Below are 20,773 nucleotides of genomic sequence, written 5' to 3' on the forward strand. Positions count from 1 at the left end.
TGTTGTTGAGGTGTAAAGCGGTGCCGACGAAGAGAACAACTCCCGATTTTATTTTAATGCTTGTTACGTTTACCCTATTGGCTGTAGGACTCATCATGGTTTATAGCGCAAGTGCGATTTGGGCTGAATATAAATTTCAGGACTCCTTTTTCTTTGCTAAACGGCAGACGTTATTTGCTGCGGTTGGGATTATGGCCATGTTTTTTATCATGAATATTAACTATTGGACATGGAGAACATGGGCGAAAACCATTTTAATTGTATGTTTCATCTTATTGGTGTTGGTGCTCATCCCCGGGATCGGTAATGTTCGAAATGGTTCAAGAAGCTGGATTGGTGTTGGTGCTTTTTCGATACAGCCTTCAGAATTTATGAAACTCGCCATGATTGCTTTCTTAGCTAAATTCCTATCCGAGCGGCAAAAGTACATTACTTCCTTTAAAAAAGGTCTCGCTCCTTCTCTGGGGCTAGCATTTATTGCTTTTGCCATGATTATGCTACAGCCGGACTTAGGCACTGGAACTGTCATGATGGGAACCTGTGTCGTGATGATTTTTATTGCTGGTGCAAGGGTTAGTCACTTTGTTTTTTTAGGATTAATTGGAGTAGCCGGATTTATTGGTTTAATTGCTTCAGCCCCCTATCGGATTAAACGGATTACCTCCTTTCTTGATCCATGGTCAGACCCACTTGGTAGTGGCTTTCAAATCATCCAATCGCTTTATGCAATTGGACCAGGCGGCTTATTTGGCCTTGGATTGGGTGAAAGCAGGCAAAAGTTCTTCTACTTGCCTGAACCGCAAACAGATTTTATTTTTGCGATTCTATCTGAAGAACTGGGGTTTATAGGCGGATCTTTTATTATTCTGTTATTTGCGCTGTTGTTATGGAGGGGTATACGTATTGCGCTTGGGGCACCAGATTTGTACGGAAGTTTTCTTGCAGTGGGAATTATCGCCATGGTGGCAATCCAAGTAATGATCAATATTGGTGTTGTAACTGGGTTAATGCCGGTAACTGGAATTACCTTACCGTTTTTAAGTTATGGAGGTTCTTCCTTAACACTTATGTTGATGGCAATTGGAGTCCTTCTCAATATCAGTCGTTATTCAAGATACTGATGACTCACCCTGTGATAGGCAGGGTTCTTTTTGTTTACTAGGACTTTAAACATTGTATGTTGTTTTAATTACAATTCAATAACAATCTTTTATTATTATCATTGTATCTTATATTTTTGTAGTAGAATGTGTGTAGCAACTTTTTAGAGGTGAGAAATCGATGAAGATCGTAGTGAGTGGCGGGGGAACCGGAGGACATATTTATCCGGCATTGGCCCTGATAAGAGAAATTCAGAAAGAACATAAGGATGCAGAATTCTTATACATAGGTACTTTAACAGGGCTGGAGAGCAAAATTGTCCCTAGAGAAGGGATCGACTTCCAATCTATTCATATTACAGGATTTAAAAGAAAACTATCCTTCGATAATATTAAGACTGTATATCGTTTTTTAAAAGGTGTCCGCGACAGCAAAAAAATTCTAAATCAATTTAATCCCGATATTGTAATTGGAACGGGAGGTTATGTATGCGGACCGGTTGTATATGCTGCGTCGAAGCTCCGGATCCCGACAATTGTTCATGAACAGAACAGTGTTCCAGGATTGACAAACAAATTTTTAAGCAGATATGTAGATAAAGTTGCCATCTGTTTTGAAGAGGCAAAAGAATTTTTCCCTCCGTCAAAAGTGGTTTTTACAGGAAATCCTAGAGCTTCGGAAGTAATCGGCAAGGACGGAATAAAAGGTAGGCTTTCAGTGGGACTAAGCACGACTAAACCTGCTGTTTTAATATTCGGAGGAAGCCGTGGTGCAAGACCAATTAATGAAGCCGTTGTAAAAGGGCTACCGGATTTCTCTGAAAAACCCTATCAAGTTCTTTATGTTACCGGTGATGTTCATTTTGAAGCCGTTAGTAAGGAAGTGGAATTAGTAGGAAATCCGCAAAATGTTGTCATTAAACCTTTTATTCATAATATGCCGGAAGTTCTTGCTGGAATTGATCTCGTTGTTTCACGAGCAGGTGCAACATCAATAGCAGAAATTACTTCCTTGGGAATTCCAAGTATATTAATTCCCAGCCCATATGTAACCAATAATCATCAAGAAAAAAATGCAAGATCATTAAGTGATCACGGGGCAGCTAGTGTCTTGTTAGAAAAAGAATTAACCGGGCATAGCCTTGTTCAACATATTGACCAGATCCTGTTAGATAGTAAAATTTTGCACGATATGAAGCAAAAATCGAAGAAAATGGGTGTTCCGGATTCTGCATCTCGACTATTTAAAGTGATGACTGAGTTGGTAAATACGAAACGTAAGTAGCCCAAATAAACTCTTTGCATAAACTATAATTAACGCAATTTTGGAAAGTCAGGTGATACAAATGGACGATATCATGAAAGAATTACAAGATTTGAATATCGGCAAGATAAAACAAAATGAGTTACTTGCCCATCACACCACTATTAAAATTGGTGGTCCGGCAGATCTCTTTATCGAACCATCGTCAGTTGAAAATTTGGCAAAAGTTATGGAAGTTATAAATAGACATAAGATTCCATGGCGTGCCATTGGCAGGGGATCCAATCTGTTAGTCTCCGATAAAGGAATTGAAGGGGCTATAATAAAGCTCGGTGCAGGAATGGACAGTTTAGAAATTAATGAAACGACCATTACCGTCGGCGGAGGCCACTCACTTGTCAGTTTATCTACATTGATAAGTAAAAGAGGGCTCTCAGGACTTGAATTTGCCAGTGGTATTCCAGGTTCAGTAGGTGGAGCTGTTTACATGAATGCCGGTGCTCATGGATCTGATATAAGCAATATATTAACGAGAGCGCATGTTCTGTTTGATGATGGCGTAATGGAATGGTTATCAAATGAGGAAATGGCGTTTTCTTATCGTACATCTATTCTTCAAAAGCAGCGCCCGGGTATTGTGGTTGAAGCCGTTTTTCAGCTTGAATCGGGAGATAAGAAGTTGATTGTGAGTCAAATGCAGAAAAATAAAGACTATCGCAAGGAAACTCAACCATGGAATTACCCTTGTGCTGGAAGTATTTTTAGGAATCCTACCCCAAATTATGCTGGTAAATTAATTGAGTCTGCCGGACTGAAAGGGTTTAGTATCGGCGGTGCAAAAATATCAGAAATGCATGGGAATTTCATTGTCAATGCTGGAAATGCTACTGCAGGTGATGTTCTTGCATTAATTCAACATGTAAAGGATACCATTTTCAATTTATACAAAATAAAAATGGAAACAGAAGTTGAAATTATTGGAAGACGCTAATCGTGCAATATCCTAGAAATTCCAATTGCAAACATAATTTTCTAATAAGAAATCTCTTTCGAATGACAAATTTTGTGATATAATTACTGATAATATGATAGATAAATCCAAATGTAAATGAATGACGGCATGATTATTCGTGCCGTTGTTTTAGCTTTTAAGGTCTCTAAATGAAGATCAGCTTCTGAAAGAATCCATAGAAAGCCGCTTAAAAATGTGGGGGAATCATGAATGGAAAATGGTAAAATCGTTGCTCTTGAAGACCGGATTCCTAAATTGAAGGAACAGAGACGGCGAAAAGCAAATAAACGGCTTATTATTTTGCTGATTATGTTTTTTGCGATGATTGCCATTATTGCGTATTCTCAATCTCCGTTAAGTCATGTTAAATCAATTACCGTAATTGGAAACGAAATTTATTCCAAAGGTGAAATTATCCGTAAAAGTGGTCTTTCAACGGCAACAAATATATGGGAAGTAAGACGGAGCACTGTGGCTGCTAAAATATCACAGTTATCCGAAGTGAAAAATGCTGAGGTTAAGGTTAATTGGCCAAATTCAATACTCATTAAAGTAAAAGAGCATAAGAAGATTGCCTATCTTAAACAAGAAAATTCTTATTTACCGGTAATGGAGAACGGTAAAATTATTAATGATAAAAAAACAAATATCATTCCAGTAAACTCTCCGATTCTATTCGATTTCAAAGAAGGACAAGTCCTTAATGAAATGGTAAAAGGGCTGGCAAGCCTTCCAGGAGAAATCGTAAACTCCATTTCGGAAATTCATTATACTCCCAAAAAAACTGACAAGTATCATATCTATCTATATATGAACGATGGTTTTGAGGTAAGTGCAACATTAAGAAGCTTTTCGGAAAAAATGTCGCATTATCCTTCCATTATCAGCCAATTAGATCCAACTAAAAAAGGAATAATTGATTTGGAAGTAGGGTCATATTTTAAGGCTTTTGACACAGAAGCGGAGGAAACTAAAGGTGAAACTGATGAAGGTGAAGGGTAATCATGTTATATTGTCCCTGGTATGCCTTGTATTAGGGTTTATTCTGGCTTTCTCCTATCATTTAACACAAACCCAAAACCAAAAGCCTAAAATGTCTGATAAACAGTATGAAAAAACCCTTGCATTAAGGGACCAATTGATTGCTCAAGAGGAAAAAAACCGTGAGCTTCAAAAAGAGTTAAAGCAGAAGCAGGATAAAGTTCAAGATAATGAAAAGGATTTAGCCAAAGAGGCACAAGTTTTTCAAAATATGGCTGAAGATGCTGAAAAATACAGGATGTTCTTAGGAAAAGTAAAAGTTAAAGGAAAGGGGATAAAAATTACTCTTTCTGACGGCGCATACGATCCGACCGAGAACAATGTAAATAATTATTTGGTCCATGAACATCATGTGTTTAAAGTGGTTAATGAACTGTACATATCAGGGGCTTCAGCAGTTGCGATTAATGGTCAGAGACTGACCAGTCATTCCTATATTGTGTGCAATGGCCCAGTCATAACGGTTGACGGAGTTCAACACCCTGCACCTTTTGTCATAACCGCCATTGGAGATTCGGATGTCCTGGCATCATCTATCAATTTAACAGGTGGTGTTAAGGATCAGCTGATTAACGATAATATTGTGGTTGCTTTGGAAAAAGATAATGACATTGTTTTAAATCCTATTTTGGGTAATTAACCGGATGTCCACGAAAATGATGAAGTTAAAGGGTAAGGTGAAAAATGTGGACAAGAAAATCAACTTAAGTTTTACGCTAATTGCTGGGATTGTGGGCTTTATGGTTGCAATTCAATTTCAAACGGTAAAAAAACCTGCAGAACGTGACACTAGAGACATTTGGCAGTTACGGGAAGCTCTGCTTAAAGAAAAAGAATTGCAATACAACTTATTAACTGAAATCCGATCTAACGAGGATAAACTATCTGCCTATGAATCTAAGCGAAAACAAAGCAAAGAAAAGGCATTAAAGGATACATTCCAAGAACTTAAATCCGAAGCAGGCCTGACGGATCTTACTGGTCCAGGGGTTAGCTTGCAAATTGAAGCTGCAATGGAAGATATTCAAGACGGAGCACCCGCTACCCGAACAGTTTCTCCGGAATTATTGCAAAGGTTGTTAAACGAGCTTAATATGTATGAAGCTAAAGCAACAGCGATTGATGGTCAGAGAATAATTAATACAACAGTCATTCGTGATATAAACCGAGAAACGAAAGTCGATGGACATTCTATAAAAAAATTGCCCATTGAAGTGAAGGTGATAGCTGCGGATTTTACGACTGCAGAAAAACTGTATAACCGGATGAAAGTATCAAAGGCCAGAGATGAATTCTATACCGAAGGGTTAAAGTTAAATGTTTCACCCCCCACCCAAAATGTCACTCTTCCGGCATATGATAATCCACTTCGGGTCCGATATTTGGAACCGATTAAAGAAGGGGGCTGAGCCTAATGTGGCTACCTTTTATGGGGCTGGTAATTGGTATAATTCTAGGATTGCTTACTGAAATACGTATTCCTGAAGAATATTCGAATTATTTGTCGATTGCTGTCTTGGCGGCTTTCGACACATTATTCGGAGGAATTCGCGCTTATCTGCAAAATATCTATGATGAAAAGGTTTTTGTATCGGGATTCTTTTTTAATATCTTACTAGCTGCAAGTTTAGCTTTTCTCGGTGTGCATCTTGGTGTAGACTTGTATTTAGCGGCAGTTTTTGCGTTTGGGGTAAGGTTATTTCAGAATATTGCCGTAATTCGTCGAATATTATTGACAAAATGGTCAACAAACAAAGAAAAATTAGAAAAAAGTTGAAAATTTTTAAAGGGAATCATTTAGTTGTGACGAATATTTTTATAAGATATGACTATAGGATATTTACATTTGAACAAAGAAAATTGTTGTTCGATTAAGTGAAACTAAAGGAGGTGCCAAAGAATGAACAGCAATGAAATATATGTTAGTCTTGACATCGGTACATCCAGTGTAAAAGTAATCATTGGTGAAATGGTCAATGACTCCGGAAAAGGCATATTAAATATAATAGGTGTAGGCAATGTAGAATCTGAAGGTCTTCGCAAAGGTTCCATTGTCGACATGGATGATACAGTTCATTCCATTAGAAGGGCAGTAGAACAAGCGGAGCGAATGGTAGGAATGGAAATCCATGAAGTAGTAGTTGGGATTCCTGGACATAATATTATGCTACAGCCATGTCATGGAATTGTGGCCGTTTCAGGTCAAAACCGCGAGATTACAAATGAAGACGTAACACGTGTTATTGAAGCTTCCTATGTCGGATCAATTGCTCCGGAAAGAGTCAATATGGGTGTTATTCAAAAACAATTTATCCTTGACGGTAAAGACGAGATCAATGATCCGCGCGGGATGATTGGAGTGCGTCTAGAAATGGAAGGCACTTTGGTAACCGGATCCAATTCAGTTGTTGCCAATATCATCCGCTGTGTGGAACGAGCCGGCTTGAGCTTTTCTGATATTATTTTGCAGCCATTGGCAGCAGGTGATTACGCCTTATCTAGAGACGAGAAGAACCTTGGAGTAGCCTTGGTGGATATTGGTGGGGGCTCGACAACAATTGCTGTCTATGAAGAAGGATATTTAAAGGAGTCAAGTGTGATTCCGGTAGGTGGAGACTTGATTACAAATGACCTTTCAAAGGTCCTCCACACCTCTACGGAGGATGCCGAGAATATCAAAATAAAGCATGGACATGCCTTTTATGACCATGCCTCCGAAGATGAGTTTTTCAGTGTCCCTATTATTGGCAGTGACCAGCATCAACAATTTAATCAGCTTTATGTTTCTGAAATTATTGAAGCAAGAATGGAAGAAATCTTTGAATTAATTGCTAAGGAATTAAAAAGATTAGGTGTAACAGATTTACCTGGAGGTTTCGTTCTAACGGGCGGAACAACTAAAATGCAGGGTGTTTTAGAGCTTGCCCAAGATTTATTTAAGAGCCCTGTGCGCAAGGCAATTCCAGACTATATTGGTGTGAGAGAACCTCAGTATACGGCAGCGGTTGGCTTAATCAAATATGCCTACAAGAATGCTAGATTACCAGGGGGTAACATTAGCTCCTCATCAAGTGTTTCTGAGCCAATTGAAAAAAGAGCAGTACCAACAAAACAGCAGCCGAAACCAAAAGTAGAAAAGCAGCCCGAGGAAAAAATGTCATCAAAAGTAAAAAAATTCCTAGGTTACTTTTTCGAATAGGCTAATCGAAAAAGGAATATCGACGAATTAGGAGGATTTTTTCATGTTAGAATTCGATACAAATCTAGATTCTCTTGCAACAATAAAAGTAATTGGAGTCGGAGGCGGCGGTAATAACGCTGTAAACCGAATGATTGAGCATGGTGTTCAAGGGGTTGAGTTTATTGCCGTTAATACAGATGCTCAAGCATTGAATTTATCAAAAGCAGAAGTAAAAATGCAAATTGGTGCCAAACTTACACGTGGTCTTGGTGCAGGAGCAAATCCTGAGGTCGGAAAAAAAGCTGCTGAAGAAAGTAAGGAGCAGATTGAAGAAGCATTACGCGGTGCTGATATGGTATTCGTTACAGCAGGTATGGGTGGAGGAACTGGTACAGGTGCAGCACCAGTAATCGCACAAATCGCACGTGATCTTGGTGCTTTAACAGTGGGCGTAGTAACTCGTCCATTTACTTTTGAAGGCAAAAAGCGTGCAACCCAGGCTTCTGGTGGTATTTCATCAATGAAAGAGGCTGTTGACACTCTAATTGTTATTCCAAATGATCGTCTTTTGGAAATTGTTGATAAGAGTACTCCGATGCTTGAAGCATTCCGAGAAGCTGATAATGTTCTTCGCCAAGGTGTATCCGGTATTTCAGATTTGATCGCTACACCAGGGTTAATTAACCTTGACTTTGCAGACGTTAAAACGATCATGTCAAATAAAGGGTCTGCTTTAATGGGGATTGGTGTTGCTGCAGGTGAAAATCGTGCAGCGGAAGCAGCTAAAAAGGCAATTAACTCACCATTACTTGAAACTTCCATTGATGGAGCACAAGGTGTCCTAATGAACATTACAGGCGGATCCAACTTAAGTCTTTATGAAGTGCAGGAGGCTGCGGACATCGTTGCATCTGCTTCTGACCAAGAAGTAAATATGATCTTTGGTTCTGTAATAAACGAAAACCTTAAAGATGAAATTGTTGTTACCGTCATTGCAACAGGATTTAAGGAAGAAGTGTTGCAACCTAAACCTGCTCGCCCTACTTTTGGGCAGCCAAAACCAGTAGTAAATAACGTGAAACGGGAACAAAAGCGTGAAGAAGCACCACAAGAGCCGGTTCGAAACACAAACAGCAACATCCAGGAAGATACATTAGATATTCCAACCTTCCTACGAAACCGTAACCGCAAAAGATAATATTTAAAAGGAACAATCCTAACAGGATTGCTCCTTTTTTTTTATGCCAAATTTTTCTAGACAAATTCCGTTTTAGATAGGGAAAATTTCTGATTTTTTGATTACAGAAAGTGACACACTTCTGCGATACAAGTAGGATATACTTTTCCATAAACAAGATAGTAGAAATATGGAGGCATCTAACAAAGGGGGAGGCTTGTTGGTTGTTTATTTAGATGTTATTTGGGCATTAAATTTGTTATTTGATAGTCTTCTCCTCTATTTAACAGCAATCATCCTTAAAAGAAAAATTAACTTTTTGAGGCTGTTAGCAGGTGGCTTTATTGGTTCATTGATTATTTTATTATCATTTACACCGATAAATGTCTATTCTGGTCATCCAATTTCAAAACTGTTATTTTCCCTAGTAATGGTTTACATCGTCTTTGGTTATAAACGGCTGTCATTTTTTATAAAGGCTTTAATGACCTTTTACTTGGCAACGTTCCTAATTGGTGGTGCATTGATGGGTGTTCATTACTTTATCCAGTACGATCCAACCCTGACGGCAGAAGTTTTAAAGTCCAGTGTAATGGGCTTAGGTGACCCTGTAAGCTGGTTATTCGTAATGATTGGCTTTCCTGTCGCATGGCATTATGCAAGTAAAAACATTGAAAATATGGAAATGACAAAAATTCAATACGAAAAGATTGTTCGCGTTACGATAAAACTCAGTGGTGAATCCTTACATTTTAGTGGATTAGTAGACAGTGGAAATCAACTGTATGATCCAATTTCAAAGCTTCCTGTCATGTTTGTATCAATAAAAAATCAACTTGAATGCATCCCCGAACCAATAAGAAAGTTAGCAACCATCACAGACCCGTTGATGATTAATCATGATGAACTACCCATTGACTGGCAGCCACGCTTAAGAATCGTTCCTTACAAAGTGGTTGGACAAGAGCATCAGTTCGTATTGGCAATTAAACCTGACATGATCATGATCGAACAGGATAGGGTGAAATATTTTTGTGATAAAGGCTTGGTGACATTCACCAACCAACAGCTTTCTTCAGATGATTCCTTTGAATGTATTGTCCATCCAAAGATGCTGACCGGAACGAAACAAACTGGAGAAACAGTTAAGGTAAGTTAATATACTATACTCTGTAAAACAATTTTTTAGAAGGAGGAAAACAGATGAAAAAATGGAGACTTCGCTTATCCTATTATTGGTATAAATTATTAATAAAATTAGGTCTTAAAACAGATGAAGTTTATTATATTGGCGGAAGCGAAGCACTGCCGCCTCCTCTAAGTAAAGATGAGGAAGAGATTCTATTAAAAAAGCTTCCGGGAGGAGACAAGGCTGCCAGGTCCATTTTGATCGAAAGAAACCTACGCCTAGTCGTTTATATCGCAAGAAAGTTTGAAAACACCGGTATCAATATCGAGGACCTTATCAGTATTGGAACCATTGGCTTAATTAAAGCCGTAAATACATTTAATCCTGAAAAGAAGATTAAGCTGGCTACATATGCGTCAAGATGTATTGAAAATGAGATTCTGATGTATTTGCGTAGAAATAATAAAATTAGATCGGAAGTATCCTTTGATGAACCACTGAACATTGATTGGGATGGCAATGAACTGCTGTTATCCGATGTATTAGGAACAGATGATGATATCATTACGAAGGACTTGGAAGCGAATGTGGATCGCAAATTATTGATAAAAGCGCTGCATCAACTTTCTGATCGTGAAAAACAAATAATGGAACTTAGATTCGGCCTAACAAATGGGGAAGAGAAGACACAGAAGGATGTTGCAGACATGCTTGGGATCTCTCAATCCTATATTTCGAGGTTAGAAAAGCGAATTATCAAACGACTGCGAAAGGAATTTAATAAAATGGTGTAAAGATTTCTAGAAAAAATTTTCCAAGCGTAAAATGGTGAAAATCTCTTGATTCAATTGGATTTTTTGGTATAGCTCACCATTTTCATCAAGTTGGAGAGGTGCATATTTTTCCTTCTCAAGGAGATACTGTTTTTTGTACAGCAACCCCTGTGAGGAGGGAAAAGAATTGACTCGAAATAAAGTTGAAATCTGCGGTGTAGACACATCAAAACTTCCTGTACTAAAGAATGAAGAAATGCGAATACTCTTCAAGCAAATGCAAGAAGGTGATTTATCCGCCAGGGAGAAGCTGGTGAATGGCAATTTACGACTTGTTCTAAGTGTAATCCAACGGTTTAATAACCGTGGCGAGTTTGTTGATGACTTATTTCAGGTTGGCTGTATCGGACTTATGAAATCGATTGATAACTTTGACTTAGGTCAAAATGTCAAGTTTTCCACATACGCAGTTCCCATGATTATCGGGGAAATCCGACGGTATTTGCGTGATAATAATCCGATTCGAGTTTCTCGTTCTTTAAGGGATATTGCTTATAAAGCACTTCAGGTTAGAGAACGATTAATGAGTGAAACTTCAAGAGAACCGACGGCCGAAGAAATTGCTAAAGTGTTAGAAGTACCACATGAAGAAATCGTTTTTGCTCTAGATGCTATTCAAGATCCAGTGTCTTTATTTGAGCCGATTTATAATGACGGCGGTGATCCGATTTATGTAATGGATCAACTAAGCGATGAGAAAAATAAAGATATCCAATGGATTGAAGAAATTGCCTTAAAAGAAGGTATGCGTCGGTTGAATGAGCGTGAAAAATTAATTCTAAGAAAACGATTCTTCCAGGGAAAGACACAGATGGAGGTTGCTGATGAAATTGGTATTTCACAAGCTCAGGTTTCCCGCCTCGAAAAGGCCGCCATTAGACAAATGAATAAAAATATCCAAAGTTAAAGCTGTCCAACCGGTCAGCTTTTTTTCTTTCTAAATTACTGCTTTCATTCATATATTTATTACAAGTATGTTTTTGGGAGTGGTGATGATGATTAAAATTTCAGAATTCCAAATAAAAGATGTTGTTAATGTTGCAGATGGAAAACGGTTAGGAAATATTGGTGATATAGAGATCAATTTAAATACTGGAAGAATTGAGGCCGTAGTGATTTCCGTAAGTGGTAGGGTATTGGGTATTTTTGGAAAAGAAGAAGATATAGTAATACCCTGGAAGAATATTATAAAAATCGGCCAAGATGTTGTTTTGGTTCGCTATAAAGGCTTTGAAGACAGGATTTCTGAAGACGTATAACGATTCATAAAGTATTTGCGGTGACCATTTTTTCTTTTCATGGTAAACTATAGAAAAACTCTGGAAGAGGTATAGTAATGGAACCCTTTATTTTAAAAAATGAGTCCTTTCTCTCATTAGACCCTTGGGTAAAGGCAAATCCAGGGTTAGTGGCCGGTATGACTACAAAACATGGCGGAGTAAGTAAAGGGTCGTTTGATTCTTTAAATCTTGGCTTTCATGTGGGAGATAAGCTAGAAGATGTACAGGAAAATAGAAAAAGGGTTGCAAATCTACTTGATTTCCCTTTAAATAATTGGGTCGGCGCAGAACAAACTCATGGCATTGTCCTTAAGAAAATTACAAAATTAGACAGGGGCAAAGGGGCACGATATTATGAACAATCCTTTAAGGGAACGGATGGATTTTATTCAAATGATAAAGGCGTGTTGCTAAGCTTATGCTTTGCCGATTGTGTTCCGCTTTTTTTTATTTCACCGGAGGTTGGAATGATTGGTACTGCTCATGCAGGCTGGAAAGGCACGGTTCATCAAATTGCTGCTCGCATGATTGAGGCATGGGGAAAAGAAGGGATAAGCCCTGAGCAAATTTATGTCACAATTGGGCCATCCATTTGCGAAAAATGTTACATTGTGGACAATCATGTCATTAACTTGGTTCAAAATATACTAGAAGATGTCGATATAAAACCATATAATTTAATTAGTGCCGGTCAGTATACGTTAGACCTGCGCAAATTAAATAAACTGATCTTATTGAAATCCGGCGTGCCTGCAAAAAATATTATGGTTACCAAGTTTTGTTCAAGCTGCGATCATGAATTATTTTATTCTCACCGTCATGGTCAAGGTAAAACGGGAAGAATGGTCAGCATTATTGGCTGGAAGGAGTCTTAGAAATGGTTATGACAGTAAAAGCAAACTTAGAGATGATTAAACAGCAAATCAATGAAGCGTGCCAGAAGGTCAATCGAAAGCCTGAAGAAGTATCCATTATCGCTGTAACAAAATATGTCAGTACTGAACGAGCTAAAGAAGCCTTGGAAGCTGGGATTGTAAACCTGGGTGAGAATCGCGATGAGGGATTATTGGAAAAGTGGAAGGTTATAGGGGACAAGCCTGTCTGGCATTTTATTGGTACCCTTCAAACGCGTAAAGTAAAGAATATAATTGATAAAGTTAAATATATCCATTCCTTAGATCGTATTTCTTTAGCCGAGGAAATTGACAAACGGGCAAACGGGCTAATTCATTGTCTTGTTCAAGTGAATGTGTCTGGAGAAGAATCAAAGCATGGGTTAGCTCCAGAAGAAGTAATCGCTTTTGTTGAATCCCTTCGACAGTTTAAACATATTTCTGTTGCAGGATTAATGACAATGGCACCGTTAACTAATGATGAAAATTTCCTCCGCAGCTGCTTTAGTAAGCTAAGAACATTGCGAAACCAACTACAGGAGTTTCAGTGGGAACATGCCCCGTGCACTGAATTATCAATGGGTATGTCCAATGATTATAAGCTGGCGATTGAAGAAGGCGCAACAATGGTAAGAATAGGTACTGCCCTTGTTGGTGAAGATGGTTAGGAGAGAAGAAAATGACTATTAAATCAAAATTAAAAACGTTTTTCTTTTTGGAAGATGATTTTGATGATCACAACGAAAGTTACCAGGAGCCTATTGAACCGGTCAAACAGAAAAAACAGCCGGTAAAAACGCAAAATGTGGTCAGTTTGCAAACCGTCCAAAAAACGTCTAATTCTAAAGTTATCCTTGTGGAACCACGTACTTATTCAGAAGCATCTGATATTGCCGATCATTTAAAAAATCGTCGTGCAGTGGTGATTAACCTGCAGCGCATTGATAATGAACAAGCCAGACAAATTGTCGATTTTATCAGTGGTGTGGTCTATGCCATAAATGGTGAAATTCAAAAAATTGGCTCAAGTATCTTTTTATGTACACCTGATAATGTAGAGGTTTCGGGAAATATTTCCGATCTTTTTCCAGATCAGGATCATTCTAATGTAAGGTGGTAAGGTAATGGGATTTGTGATTGCTTTAATTAAACAGATCATTGGGATCTATTCTTGGGCATTAATAATATATATCTTAATGTCATGGTTTCCGAATGCAAGGGATACTTCGGTTGGTCGATTTTTGGCGAGGATTTGTGAGCCTTATTTAGAGCCTTTTAGAAAAATCATACCTCCTTTGGGTATGATTGACATCTCACCAATTGTTGCTTTTCTTGTGTTAAACTTTGCAACACGGGGATTAAATTATTTATATTATTTTCTGTAAGCTGCAATAGGAGACAATATGAACATATATCAGCATTTTCGCCCTGAAGAGCGGGAATTCATTGATCAAGTCATCAATTGGAAGACTATGGTCGAGCAAAATTATTCAGCAAAGTTAACAGATTTTCTTGATCCACGTGAACAACATATCGTAAAGATGATTACCGGAGAATCCGGTGATGTTAAATATTCTTTTTTTGGTGGCAGTGAGGGTGTCGAAAGAAAAAGGGCATTCATATATCCGGATTATTTAATACCTGCTAAAGATGATTTTCAAATTACTTTGTTAAACATCGAGTATCCCAAAAAATTTGTCAAAATAGAACATCCACAAGTGTTAGGCACTCTTATGTCATTGGGGCTGAAAAGAGGAAAATTTGGTGATATCCTGATAAAGAACGATACAATTCAGTTTTTTTCTGCGTTAGAGGTTAGTGAATATATTAAAAGTAATATTGAATCTATCGGCAAAGCGGGTGTAAAATTAGTTGAGGCTCCGCTTGAGACTGCTGTCTCTGTTTTGGATTTATGGGAAGAACTAGAACTGACAGTATCTTCATTGAGACTTGATACTGTTATTTCTGCTATACATCATATTTCCAGGCAGAAATCCCTTGTATTGATTAAGCAAGGTCTGGTAAAGGTAAACTGGGCTACTATCGAAAATTCTTCCTTTTTATGCGATGAAGGAGATATGGTTTCGGTACGGGGGTTTGGCAGAGTAAAAATATTGAATTTAGAAGGGAAAACTAAAAAGGATAAATGGCGAATTAAGATTGGTATACAAAAATAATTCATTTTTTGCAGGATTTTTAGAAATATTGTCGAATTGTACTAAGTACATAATGTAGCACAAGTTGTATGGAGGTGGCAGCATGCCGTTAACGCCGTTAGATATTCATAATAAAGAATTTAATAAAGGGTTTCGAGGGTATGATGAGGATGAAGTAAATGAATTTCTTGATCAGGTTATCAAGGATTATGAATTAATTCTCAGAGAGAAGAAGGATTTAGAAGAACGCTTGAATGATATGCAATCTCGTTTAAGCCATTTCAACAATATTGAAGAAACCCTTAATAAATCCATCGTCATTGCTCAAGAAGCCGCTGAAGAAGTGAAACGGAATGCTCAGAAAGAAGCAAAATTAATAATAAAAGAAGCAGAAAAAAATGCTGATCGAATTGTAAATGAATCCTTGTCGAAAGCTAGAAAAATTGCTTTGGAAATTGAGGATTTAAAGAAACAATCAAAAATTTTCCGTACACGCTTCAAAATGCTGGTCGAGGCCCAGCTTGATATGTTGAATACAGATGATTGGGATCATTTATTAGAATATGAAGTAGATGCTACTGAATTAAAATTACATGAAGAAGAAGATTCATTAGCTTGACGAATCGTATTTAGATAGCATATAATTTTTTAACAGATTATTACGAATAAAATAGAATTGACGATGACAGGGACAGTACAATTTTTGTCAAAAGGCTATAATAGCGAGTCGGGGATAGTGAAAGCCTGACATGGCTTTAAAAATTGGAAAATCACCCTTGAGTTCTCAGGTCGAAATCCTTTTTAATCGAGAGTAGACCTTAGCGTATTATTCACGTTACGAATCGTAAGAGGATGGAATTTAATAATTCCATCTATCAGGGTGGTACCGCGGGAATCAAACCTTCTCGTCCCTATTTAGGGATGAGAGGGTTTTTTTATTGAGTTTTTTGGTCATTCTGTTTTATAGAAAGGTAATTGGAGGAAGAAAAATGGAATATAAAGATACGTTATTAATGATGCAAACTGATTTTCCTATGCGTGGAAACCTTCCACAAAGAGAGCCAGATATTCAGGCCAAATGGGAGGAAATGAATATTTATCAAAAAGTGCAGGAGCGGACAAAAGGCCGTCCGATGTTCATCCTACATGATGGACCTCCATATGCAAATGGTGATATTCATATGGGGCATGCCCTTAATAAAATTTTAAAAGACTTTATCGTACGTTATAAATCCATGAGCGGTTATCATGCTCCATATGTTCCGGGTTGGGATACACATGGTCTTCCAATTGAACAGGCACTGACAAATAAAGGAGTAAAGCGCAAAGAAATGACGGTTGCTGAATTCCGTAAATTATGTACAGAATATGCACTTGAACAAATTGATAACCAGAGGAGTCAGTTTAAACGCCTAGGTGTTCGAGGTGATTGGGAGAATCCTTATATCACATTAAAACCTGAGTATGAGGCACAGCAAATAAAAGTATTTGGAGAAATGGCTAAAAAGGGCTATATTTACAAGGGCAAAAAGCCGGTTTACTGGTCTCCATCAAGTGAATCAGCCCTTGCAGAGGCTGAAATTGAATATAATGACAAACGTTCACCATCCATTTATGTTGCATTTAAGGTCAAGGATGGAAAAGGTGTTCTTGACCATGATACCGAGATTGTTATTTGGACGACAACACCTTGGACCATTCCTGCCAATTTGGGTATCTCGGTTCATCCTGATCTCACCTATGTAGTGGTTTCCACAAATGGGCACAAATACGTTGTTGCTGAAAGCCTATTAGAAGCCGTTACTAAGGAAATTGGTTGGGAAGAGGCCACTGTTGTTCAAAAAGTTAAAGGTTCTGACCTAGAGAATATTGTAGCCCTACATCCACTGTATAATCGTGATTCATTAGTCATGTTGGGTGAGCATGTTACCACTGATGCAGGTACTGGCTGTGTGCATACAGCCCCGGGACATGGGGAAGACGACTTTTTAATTGGCCAGAAATATGGTCTTGATGTGTTATGCCCTGTTGACGATAAAGGGTATATGACTAGTGAGGCAGAGGGATTTGCAGGATTATTTTATGATGAGGCAAACAAACCAATTTCACAAGCATTAGAAGCAGCGGGTGCATTATTAAAGCTGTCATTTATCACCCACTCCTACCCACACGATTGGCGTACAAAAAAACCAGTCATTTTCCGGGCAACTGCACAATGGTTTGCTTCTATTAAGGACTTTAGAAATGAACTCCTTGAAGCAATCAAAGAAACAAAATGGGTTCCTGCTTGGGGTGAAACTCGTCTATTTAATATGGTACGTGACCGTGGCGACTGGTGTATTTCTCGTCAACGTGTATGGGGTGTTCCGATTCCGGTATTTTATGCGGAAAATGGTCAGGAAATCATTACTGATGAAACCATTAACCATGTTTCTGAATTATTCCGTCAACATGGTTCAAATATTTGGTTTGAGAGGGATGTGAAGGAATTACTTCCTGAAGGTTTCACGCATCCTGGAAGTCCAAATGGCATTTTTACAAAAGAAACAGATATCATGGATGTATGGTTTGATTCAGGCTCTTCTCATCAAGCTGTACTGGTCGAAAGAGAAGATTTAGTTCGCCCTGCCGATCTCTATCTTGAAGGTTCTGACCAATATCGTGGTTGGTTTAACTCATCCTTGTCAACGGGTGTGGCAGTAACAGGAAAAGCCCCATATAAAGGTGTGCTAAGCCACGGTTTCGCACTTGATGGTGAAGGTAGAAAGATGAGTAAGTCACTTGGTAACACTGTTGTTCCAGCAAAAGTGATGAATCAGTTGGGGGCAGATATTTTACGTCTATGGGTTGCTTCCGTTGATTATCAGGCGGATGTACGTGTCTCCGATGCAATTCTAAAACAGGTTGCCGAAGTATATCGTAAAATTCGCAACACTTTCCGTTTCCTACTTGGAAACCTTGCCGATTTTGATCCATCAGCAGATAAGGTAGTTTACGAAAACTTACGTGAAGTCGATCAATTTATGTTGGTAAAATTAAATAACCTAATTAAAAATGTTCGTGATGCGTATGAAAATTACGAGTTTGCTGCTATTTACCATTTAGTAAATAATTTCTGTACATTAGATCTAAGTGCTTTCTATCTTGATTTTGCAAAAGACGTTCTTTATATTGAAGCAGTAAATAATTCAGAGCGCCGAGCAATCCAAACTGTTTTGTATGATTCACTTTTAGCCTTGACTAAATTGGTTTCACCGATTCTTTCTCATACGGCAGATGAAGTATGGAAATTCATTCCTAATGTAACAGGGGAAAGTGTACAATTAACGGACCTTCCCGAATATCAAGAGCTTCCTAATGCTAAGGCGTTAGAAGATAAGTGGACGTCATTTATGAAATTACGTGATGATGTATTAAAGGCGCTTGAAGAAGCACGTAATGCAAAAGTAATTGGTAAATCTCTAACAGCAAAAGTTACTTTGTATGTAAATGATCAAACAAAAGCCTTATTAGATTCAATTCAAGAAAATCTAAAGCAATTATTCATTGTCTCAGGCTTTGAAGTAGCTGGTTCCTATGAACAAGCGCCAGAACAGGCCCTTAAATTGGAAACAGCAGCAATCCTTATTACAAAAGCAGAGGGAGAAACATGTGAACGCTGCTGGATTGTCACACCTGAAGTAGGCAGTGATCATGACCATCCAACATTATGCTCTCGCTGTGCAAGTGTAGTGAAGGAGAATTATTCACACCTGGCATAAATGATTAGCTCCGTCTCTGACGGGGCTATTTTTTTACCAATAGTTGTTCCTGATGTCAAATGTTTTCCTGTGTCAAGTCATCTCTCCGGGTAATAATAAAACAAATAAGTAAACGGAGGTATCAACACTATGAATGCGATGCAGGAAAAGCTGTTTTTGGAACTCCGTCAAACAAAATGGGAAATTGAACAATCATTATCAGCAAAACAAAATCAAGATTGGTTAACAGAAATTCTAACAGAGGAGCTAAATGACATATCAGAAGCTCTCCAAAAAATACAACAAGGCAAGTTTGGTCAATGTGAAATATCAGGTGAATTAATTCCTGATGAACTTTTAAAAATGATCCCAACCTTAAAATCAGTACATGATGCCAAAAGCTTGGGAGAATTCTTTAAAAAACCAATTTCAACACTATATTAAGGATGTTTCATTGTCGTGGTGCGATCAAGTATGCTAAAATGCTTAAGAAGTGTGTATAAAGCAGAGTGTGGAGGTATTTCTTAGTGTTTTATTACTTAATCGCAGTTTTTGTTATTGTTTTGGATCAATTTACGAAATGGTTAATTGAGCACAATATGTATTTAGGTGAAAGCATTCCAATCATTGATAATGTGTTATATATTACCTCTCACCGGAATCGTGGGGCAGCATGGGGGATTCTTCAAGGTCAAATGTGGCTTTTTTACGTCATTACCATTGTTGTTATTTTTGCTATCACGTATTATATTCAAAAAGCTGCAAAAGGAAAAAGGCTGTTGGGCGTTTCATTGGCTTTTATGCTAGGTGGCGCAATCGGGAACTTCATTGACCGCGTAATTCGGAAAGAAGTTGTGGATTTTATTCATACTTATATCTTTGGTTACAATTTTCCGGTCTTCAATATTGCCGACTCCGCACTCGTAATAGGAGTAATTTTACTCATGATTCAAATGTTTCTAGAAGAGAGAGGTTCAAAGGAGAAAACATATGGAGAAAATGGAACACACCATTCTTGAAGAACAAAAGGGTGACCGTATTGATAAGGTCCTATCCGGTTTAAATCCAGAATGGTCAAGAACACAAGTCCAGCAGTGGATTAAAGATGGACATATACTGGTTAATGGTAAAACGATCAAAACTAATTATAAATGCAGTCCTCAGGATCAGATTGACATCACTATTCCCGATCCGGAAGATCTGGATGTGATCCCGGAGGAAATGGATTTAGATATTTATTTTGAAGATAAAGATGTACTTGTAGTCAATAAGCCGAAAGGGATGGTCGTTCATCCAGCTCCTGGGCATTTGACAGGTACATTAGTGAATGGATTAATGGCCCATTGTAAAGATCTATCTGGAATAAATGGGGTTTTAAGACCTGGTATCGTCCATCGAATTGATAAAGACACATCTGGTTTATTAATGGTAGCCAAAAATGATATGGCTCATGAAAGTCTTGTAAATCAACTAGTTGAAAAAACAGTTACTCGAAAATATAAAGCCATTGTTCATGGAGAAATTCCTCACGAATATGGAACAATCGATGCACCTCTCGGAAGGGACCCTAAGGATCGTCAGAGTATGACGGTCGTGGATAATGGCAAACATGCAGTCACCCATTTTCATCTGCTTGAACGTTTTAAAGACTTTTCGTTTATTGAATGCCAGTTAGAAACAGGTAGAACTCATCAAATTCGCGTTCATATGAAATATATTGGTTATCCATTGGCAGGGGATCCGAAATATGGACCAAGAAAAACCCTTGATCTTAACGGGCAGGCATTGCATGCAGGAGTACTGGGTTTTGTTCATCCTAGGACCAAGGAGTATATCGAATTTGAAGCTCCGCTCCCTAAAGAATTTGACGAATTACTGGACATTTTAAGAAATAATCGTTGACAACCAGGAAGTATTAAAGTACACTAACTATAGTTTAATAAGCCTTTAAATCAGTCCTGTGAGGC

23 protein-coding genes and 1 other annotated feature are annotated in these 20,773 nt (G+C 38.1%); all 23 genes read left to right on the forward strand.

What is annotated here, in order from left to right:
* Positions 1–20: 20 nt before the first annotated feature.
* The 23 genes from spoVE (at position 21) to ACI3K6_RS06660 (ending at position 20,708) form a co-directional block, all read left to right on the forward strand.
* On the forward strand, positions 21–1,121 hold the full coding sequence (gene spoVE / locus ACI3K6_RS06550; RefSeq protein ID WP_335475475.1) for a stage V sporulation protein E: 1,101 nt from the start codon (positions 21–23) through the stop codon (positions 1,119–1,121).
* A 160-nt stretch (positions 1,122–1,281) separates the two neighbouring features.
* A complete protein-coding gene (murG, locus tag ACI3K6_RS06555) occupies positions 1,282–2,385 on the forward strand; it encodes an undecaprenyldiphospho-muramoylpentapeptide beta-N-acetylglucosaminyltransferase (protein WP_435554187.1) in 1,104 nt (367 codons plus the stop codon).
* Positions 2,386–2,446: 61 nt separating this feature from the next.
* Complete coding sequence (gene murB / locus ACI3K6_RS06560; RefSeq protein ID WP_435554188.1) at positions 2,447–3,355, forward strand: UDP-N-acetylmuramate dehydrogenase; 909 nt, start codon at positions 2,447–2,449, stop codon at positions 3,353–3,355.
* Positions 3,356–3,586: 231 nt separating this feature from the next.
* The gene (locus tag ACI3K6_RS06565; protein WP_435554189.1) at positions 3,587–4,378 is read left to right on the forward strand and encodes a cell division protein FtsQ/DivIB; all 792 of its coding nucleotides are present in this window, start codon (positions 3,587–3,589) and stop codon (positions 4,376–4,378) included.
* Positions 4,362–5,057, forward strand: coding sequence for a DUF881 domain-containing protein (locus ACI3K6_RS06570; protein WP_335475528.1), 696 nt, complete (start codon positions 4,362–4,364; stop codon positions 5,055–5,057). Before ACI3K6_RS06565 ends, ACI3K6_RS06570 begins: the two co-directional genes overlap by 17 nt.
* Before the next feature lie 46 nt (positions 5,058–5,103).
* Positions 5,104–5,826 (forward strand): DUF881 domain-containing protein, encoded by a 723-nt coding sequence (locus ACI3K6_RS06575; protein ID WP_435554256.1) that lies wholly within the window; start codon positions 5,104–5,106, stop codon positions 5,824–5,826.
* A gap of 5 nt (positions 5,827–5,831) precedes the next feature.
* Positions 5,832–6,194 (forward strand): small basic family protein, encoded by a 363-nt coding sequence (locus ACI3K6_RS06580; protein WP_223596025.1) that lies wholly within the window; start codon positions 5,832–5,834, stop codon positions 6,192–6,194.
* 123 nt (positions 6,195–6,317) lie between these two features.
* The gene (gene ftsA, locus ACI3K6_RS06585) at positions 6,318–7,616 is read left to right on the forward strand and encodes a cell division protein FtsA (RefSeq protein WP_335475464.1); all 1,299 of its coding nucleotides are present in this window, start codon (positions 6,318–6,320) and stop codon (positions 7,614–7,616) included.
* A 43-nt stretch (positions 7,617–7,659) separates the two neighbouring features.
* Complete coding sequence (ftsZ, locus tag ACI3K6_RS06590; RefSeq protein WP_335475462.1) at positions 7,660–8,796, forward strand: cell division protein FtsZ; 1,137 nt, start codon at positions 7,660–7,662, stop codon at positions 8,794–8,796.
* A gap of 199 nt (positions 8,797–8,995) precedes the next feature.
* Positions 8,996–9,934 (forward strand): sigma-E processing peptidase SpoIIGA, encoded by a 939-nt coding sequence (spoIIGA, locus tag ACI3K6_RS06595; RefSeq protein WP_435554190.1) that lies wholly within the window; start codon positions 8,996–8,998, stop codon positions 9,932–9,934.
* Positions 9,935–9,978: 44 nt separating this feature from the next.
* Positions 9,979–10,698 carry an RNA polymerase sporulation sigma factor SigE gene (gene sigE, locus ACI3K6_RS06600; protein WP_335475458.1) on the forward strand — a complete coding sequence of 240 codons (720 nt, stop codon included), beginning with the start codon at positions 9,979–9,981 and terminating at the stop codon, positions 10,696–10,698.
* A gap of 166 nt (positions 10,699–10,864) precedes the next feature.
* Complete coding sequence (gene sigG / locus ACI3K6_RS06605) at positions 10,865–11,644, forward strand: RNA polymerase sporulation sigma factor SigG (RefSeq protein WP_335475456.1); 780 nt, start codon at positions 10,865–10,867, stop codon at positions 11,642–11,644.
* An 88-nt stretch (positions 11,645–11,732) separates the two neighbouring features.
* The gene (locus tag ACI3K6_RS06610) at positions 11,733–11,996 is read left to right on the forward strand and encodes a YlmC/YmxH family sporulation protein (protein ID WP_435554191.1); all 264 of its coding nucleotides are present in this window, start codon (positions 11,733–11,735) and stop codon (positions 11,994–11,996) included.
* 77 nt (positions 11,997–12,073) lie between these two features.
* Complete coding sequence (pgeF, locus tag ACI3K6_RS06615) at positions 12,074–12,892, forward strand: peptidoglycan editing factor PgeF (protein WP_435554192.1); 819 nt, start codon at positions 12,074–12,076, stop codon at positions 12,890–12,892.
* 8 nt (positions 12,893–12,900) lie between these two features.
* Positions 12,901–13,578, forward strand: coding sequence for a YggS family pyridoxal phosphate-dependent enzyme (locus ACI3K6_RS06620; protein ID WP_435554257.1), 678 nt, complete (start codon positions 12,901–12,903; stop codon positions 13,576–13,578).
* A gap of 11 nt (positions 13,579–13,589) precedes the next feature.
* Positions 13,590–14,030, forward strand: a complete 441-nt coding sequence (locus ACI3K6_RS06625; RefSeq protein WP_435554193.1) for a cell division protein SepF — start codon at positions 13,590–13,592, stop codon at positions 14,028–14,030.
* Positions 14,031–14,034: 4 nt separating this feature from the next.
* The gene (locus ACI3K6_RS06630) at positions 14,035–14,295 is read left to right on the forward strand and encodes a YggT family protein (protein WP_335475445.1); all 261 of its coding nucleotides are present in this window, start codon (positions 14,035–14,037) and stop codon (positions 14,293–14,295) included.
* Positions 14,296–14,313: 18 nt separating this feature from the next.
* Entirely contained in the window at positions 14,314–15,087 is a 774-nt protein-coding gene (locus ACI3K6_RS06635) for a YlmH family RNA-binding protein (protein ID WP_435554194.1), read from the forward strand.
* Between the two features lie 82 nt (positions 15,088–15,169).
* Positions 15,170–15,685: a DivIVA domain-containing protein gene (locus tag ACI3K6_RS06640; RefSeq protein WP_335475441.1), complete on the forward strand. Its 516-nt coding sequence runs from the start codon at positions 15,170–15,172 to the stop codon at positions 15,683–15,685.
* Positions 15,686–15,739: 54 nt separating this feature from the next.
* Positions 15,740–15,982, forward strand: a binding site (T-box leader).
* Positions 15,983–16,055: 73 nt separating this feature from the next.
* Positions 16,056–18,827 (forward strand): isoleucine--tRNA ligase, encoded by a 2,772-nt coding sequence (ileS, locus tag ACI3K6_RS06645; protein WP_435554195.1) that lies wholly within the window; start codon positions 16,056–16,058, stop codon positions 18,825–18,827.
* Positions 18,828–18,956: 129 nt separating this feature from the next.
* On the forward strand, positions 18,957–19,250 hold the full coding sequence (locus ACI3K6_RS06650) for a hypothetical protein (protein WP_435554196.1): 294 nt from the start codon (positions 18,957–18,959) through the stop codon (positions 19,248–19,250).
* A gap of 83 nt (positions 19,251–19,333) precedes the next feature.
* Positions 19,334–19,825, forward strand: a complete 492-nt coding sequence (gene lspA, locus ACI3K6_RS06655; RefSeq protein WP_335475435.1) for a signal peptidase II — start codon at positions 19,334–19,336, stop codon at positions 19,823–19,825.
* Positions 19,797–20,708 carry an RluA family pseudouridine synthase gene (locus tag ACI3K6_RS06660; RefSeq protein WP_335475433.1) on the forward strand — a complete coding sequence of 304 codons (912 nt, stop codon included), beginning with the start codon at positions 19,797–19,799 and terminating at the stop codon, positions 20,706–20,708. Before lspA ends, ACI3K6_RS06660 begins: the two co-directional genes overlap by 29 nt.
* The last annotated feature ends 65 nt before the right edge of the window (positions 20,709–20,773 follow it).

The sequence above is a fragment of the Neobacillus solisequens genome (assembly GCF_051233465.1).
Classification (GTDB): Bacteria; Bacillota; Bacilli; order Bacillales; family Cytobacillaceae; genus Neobacillus.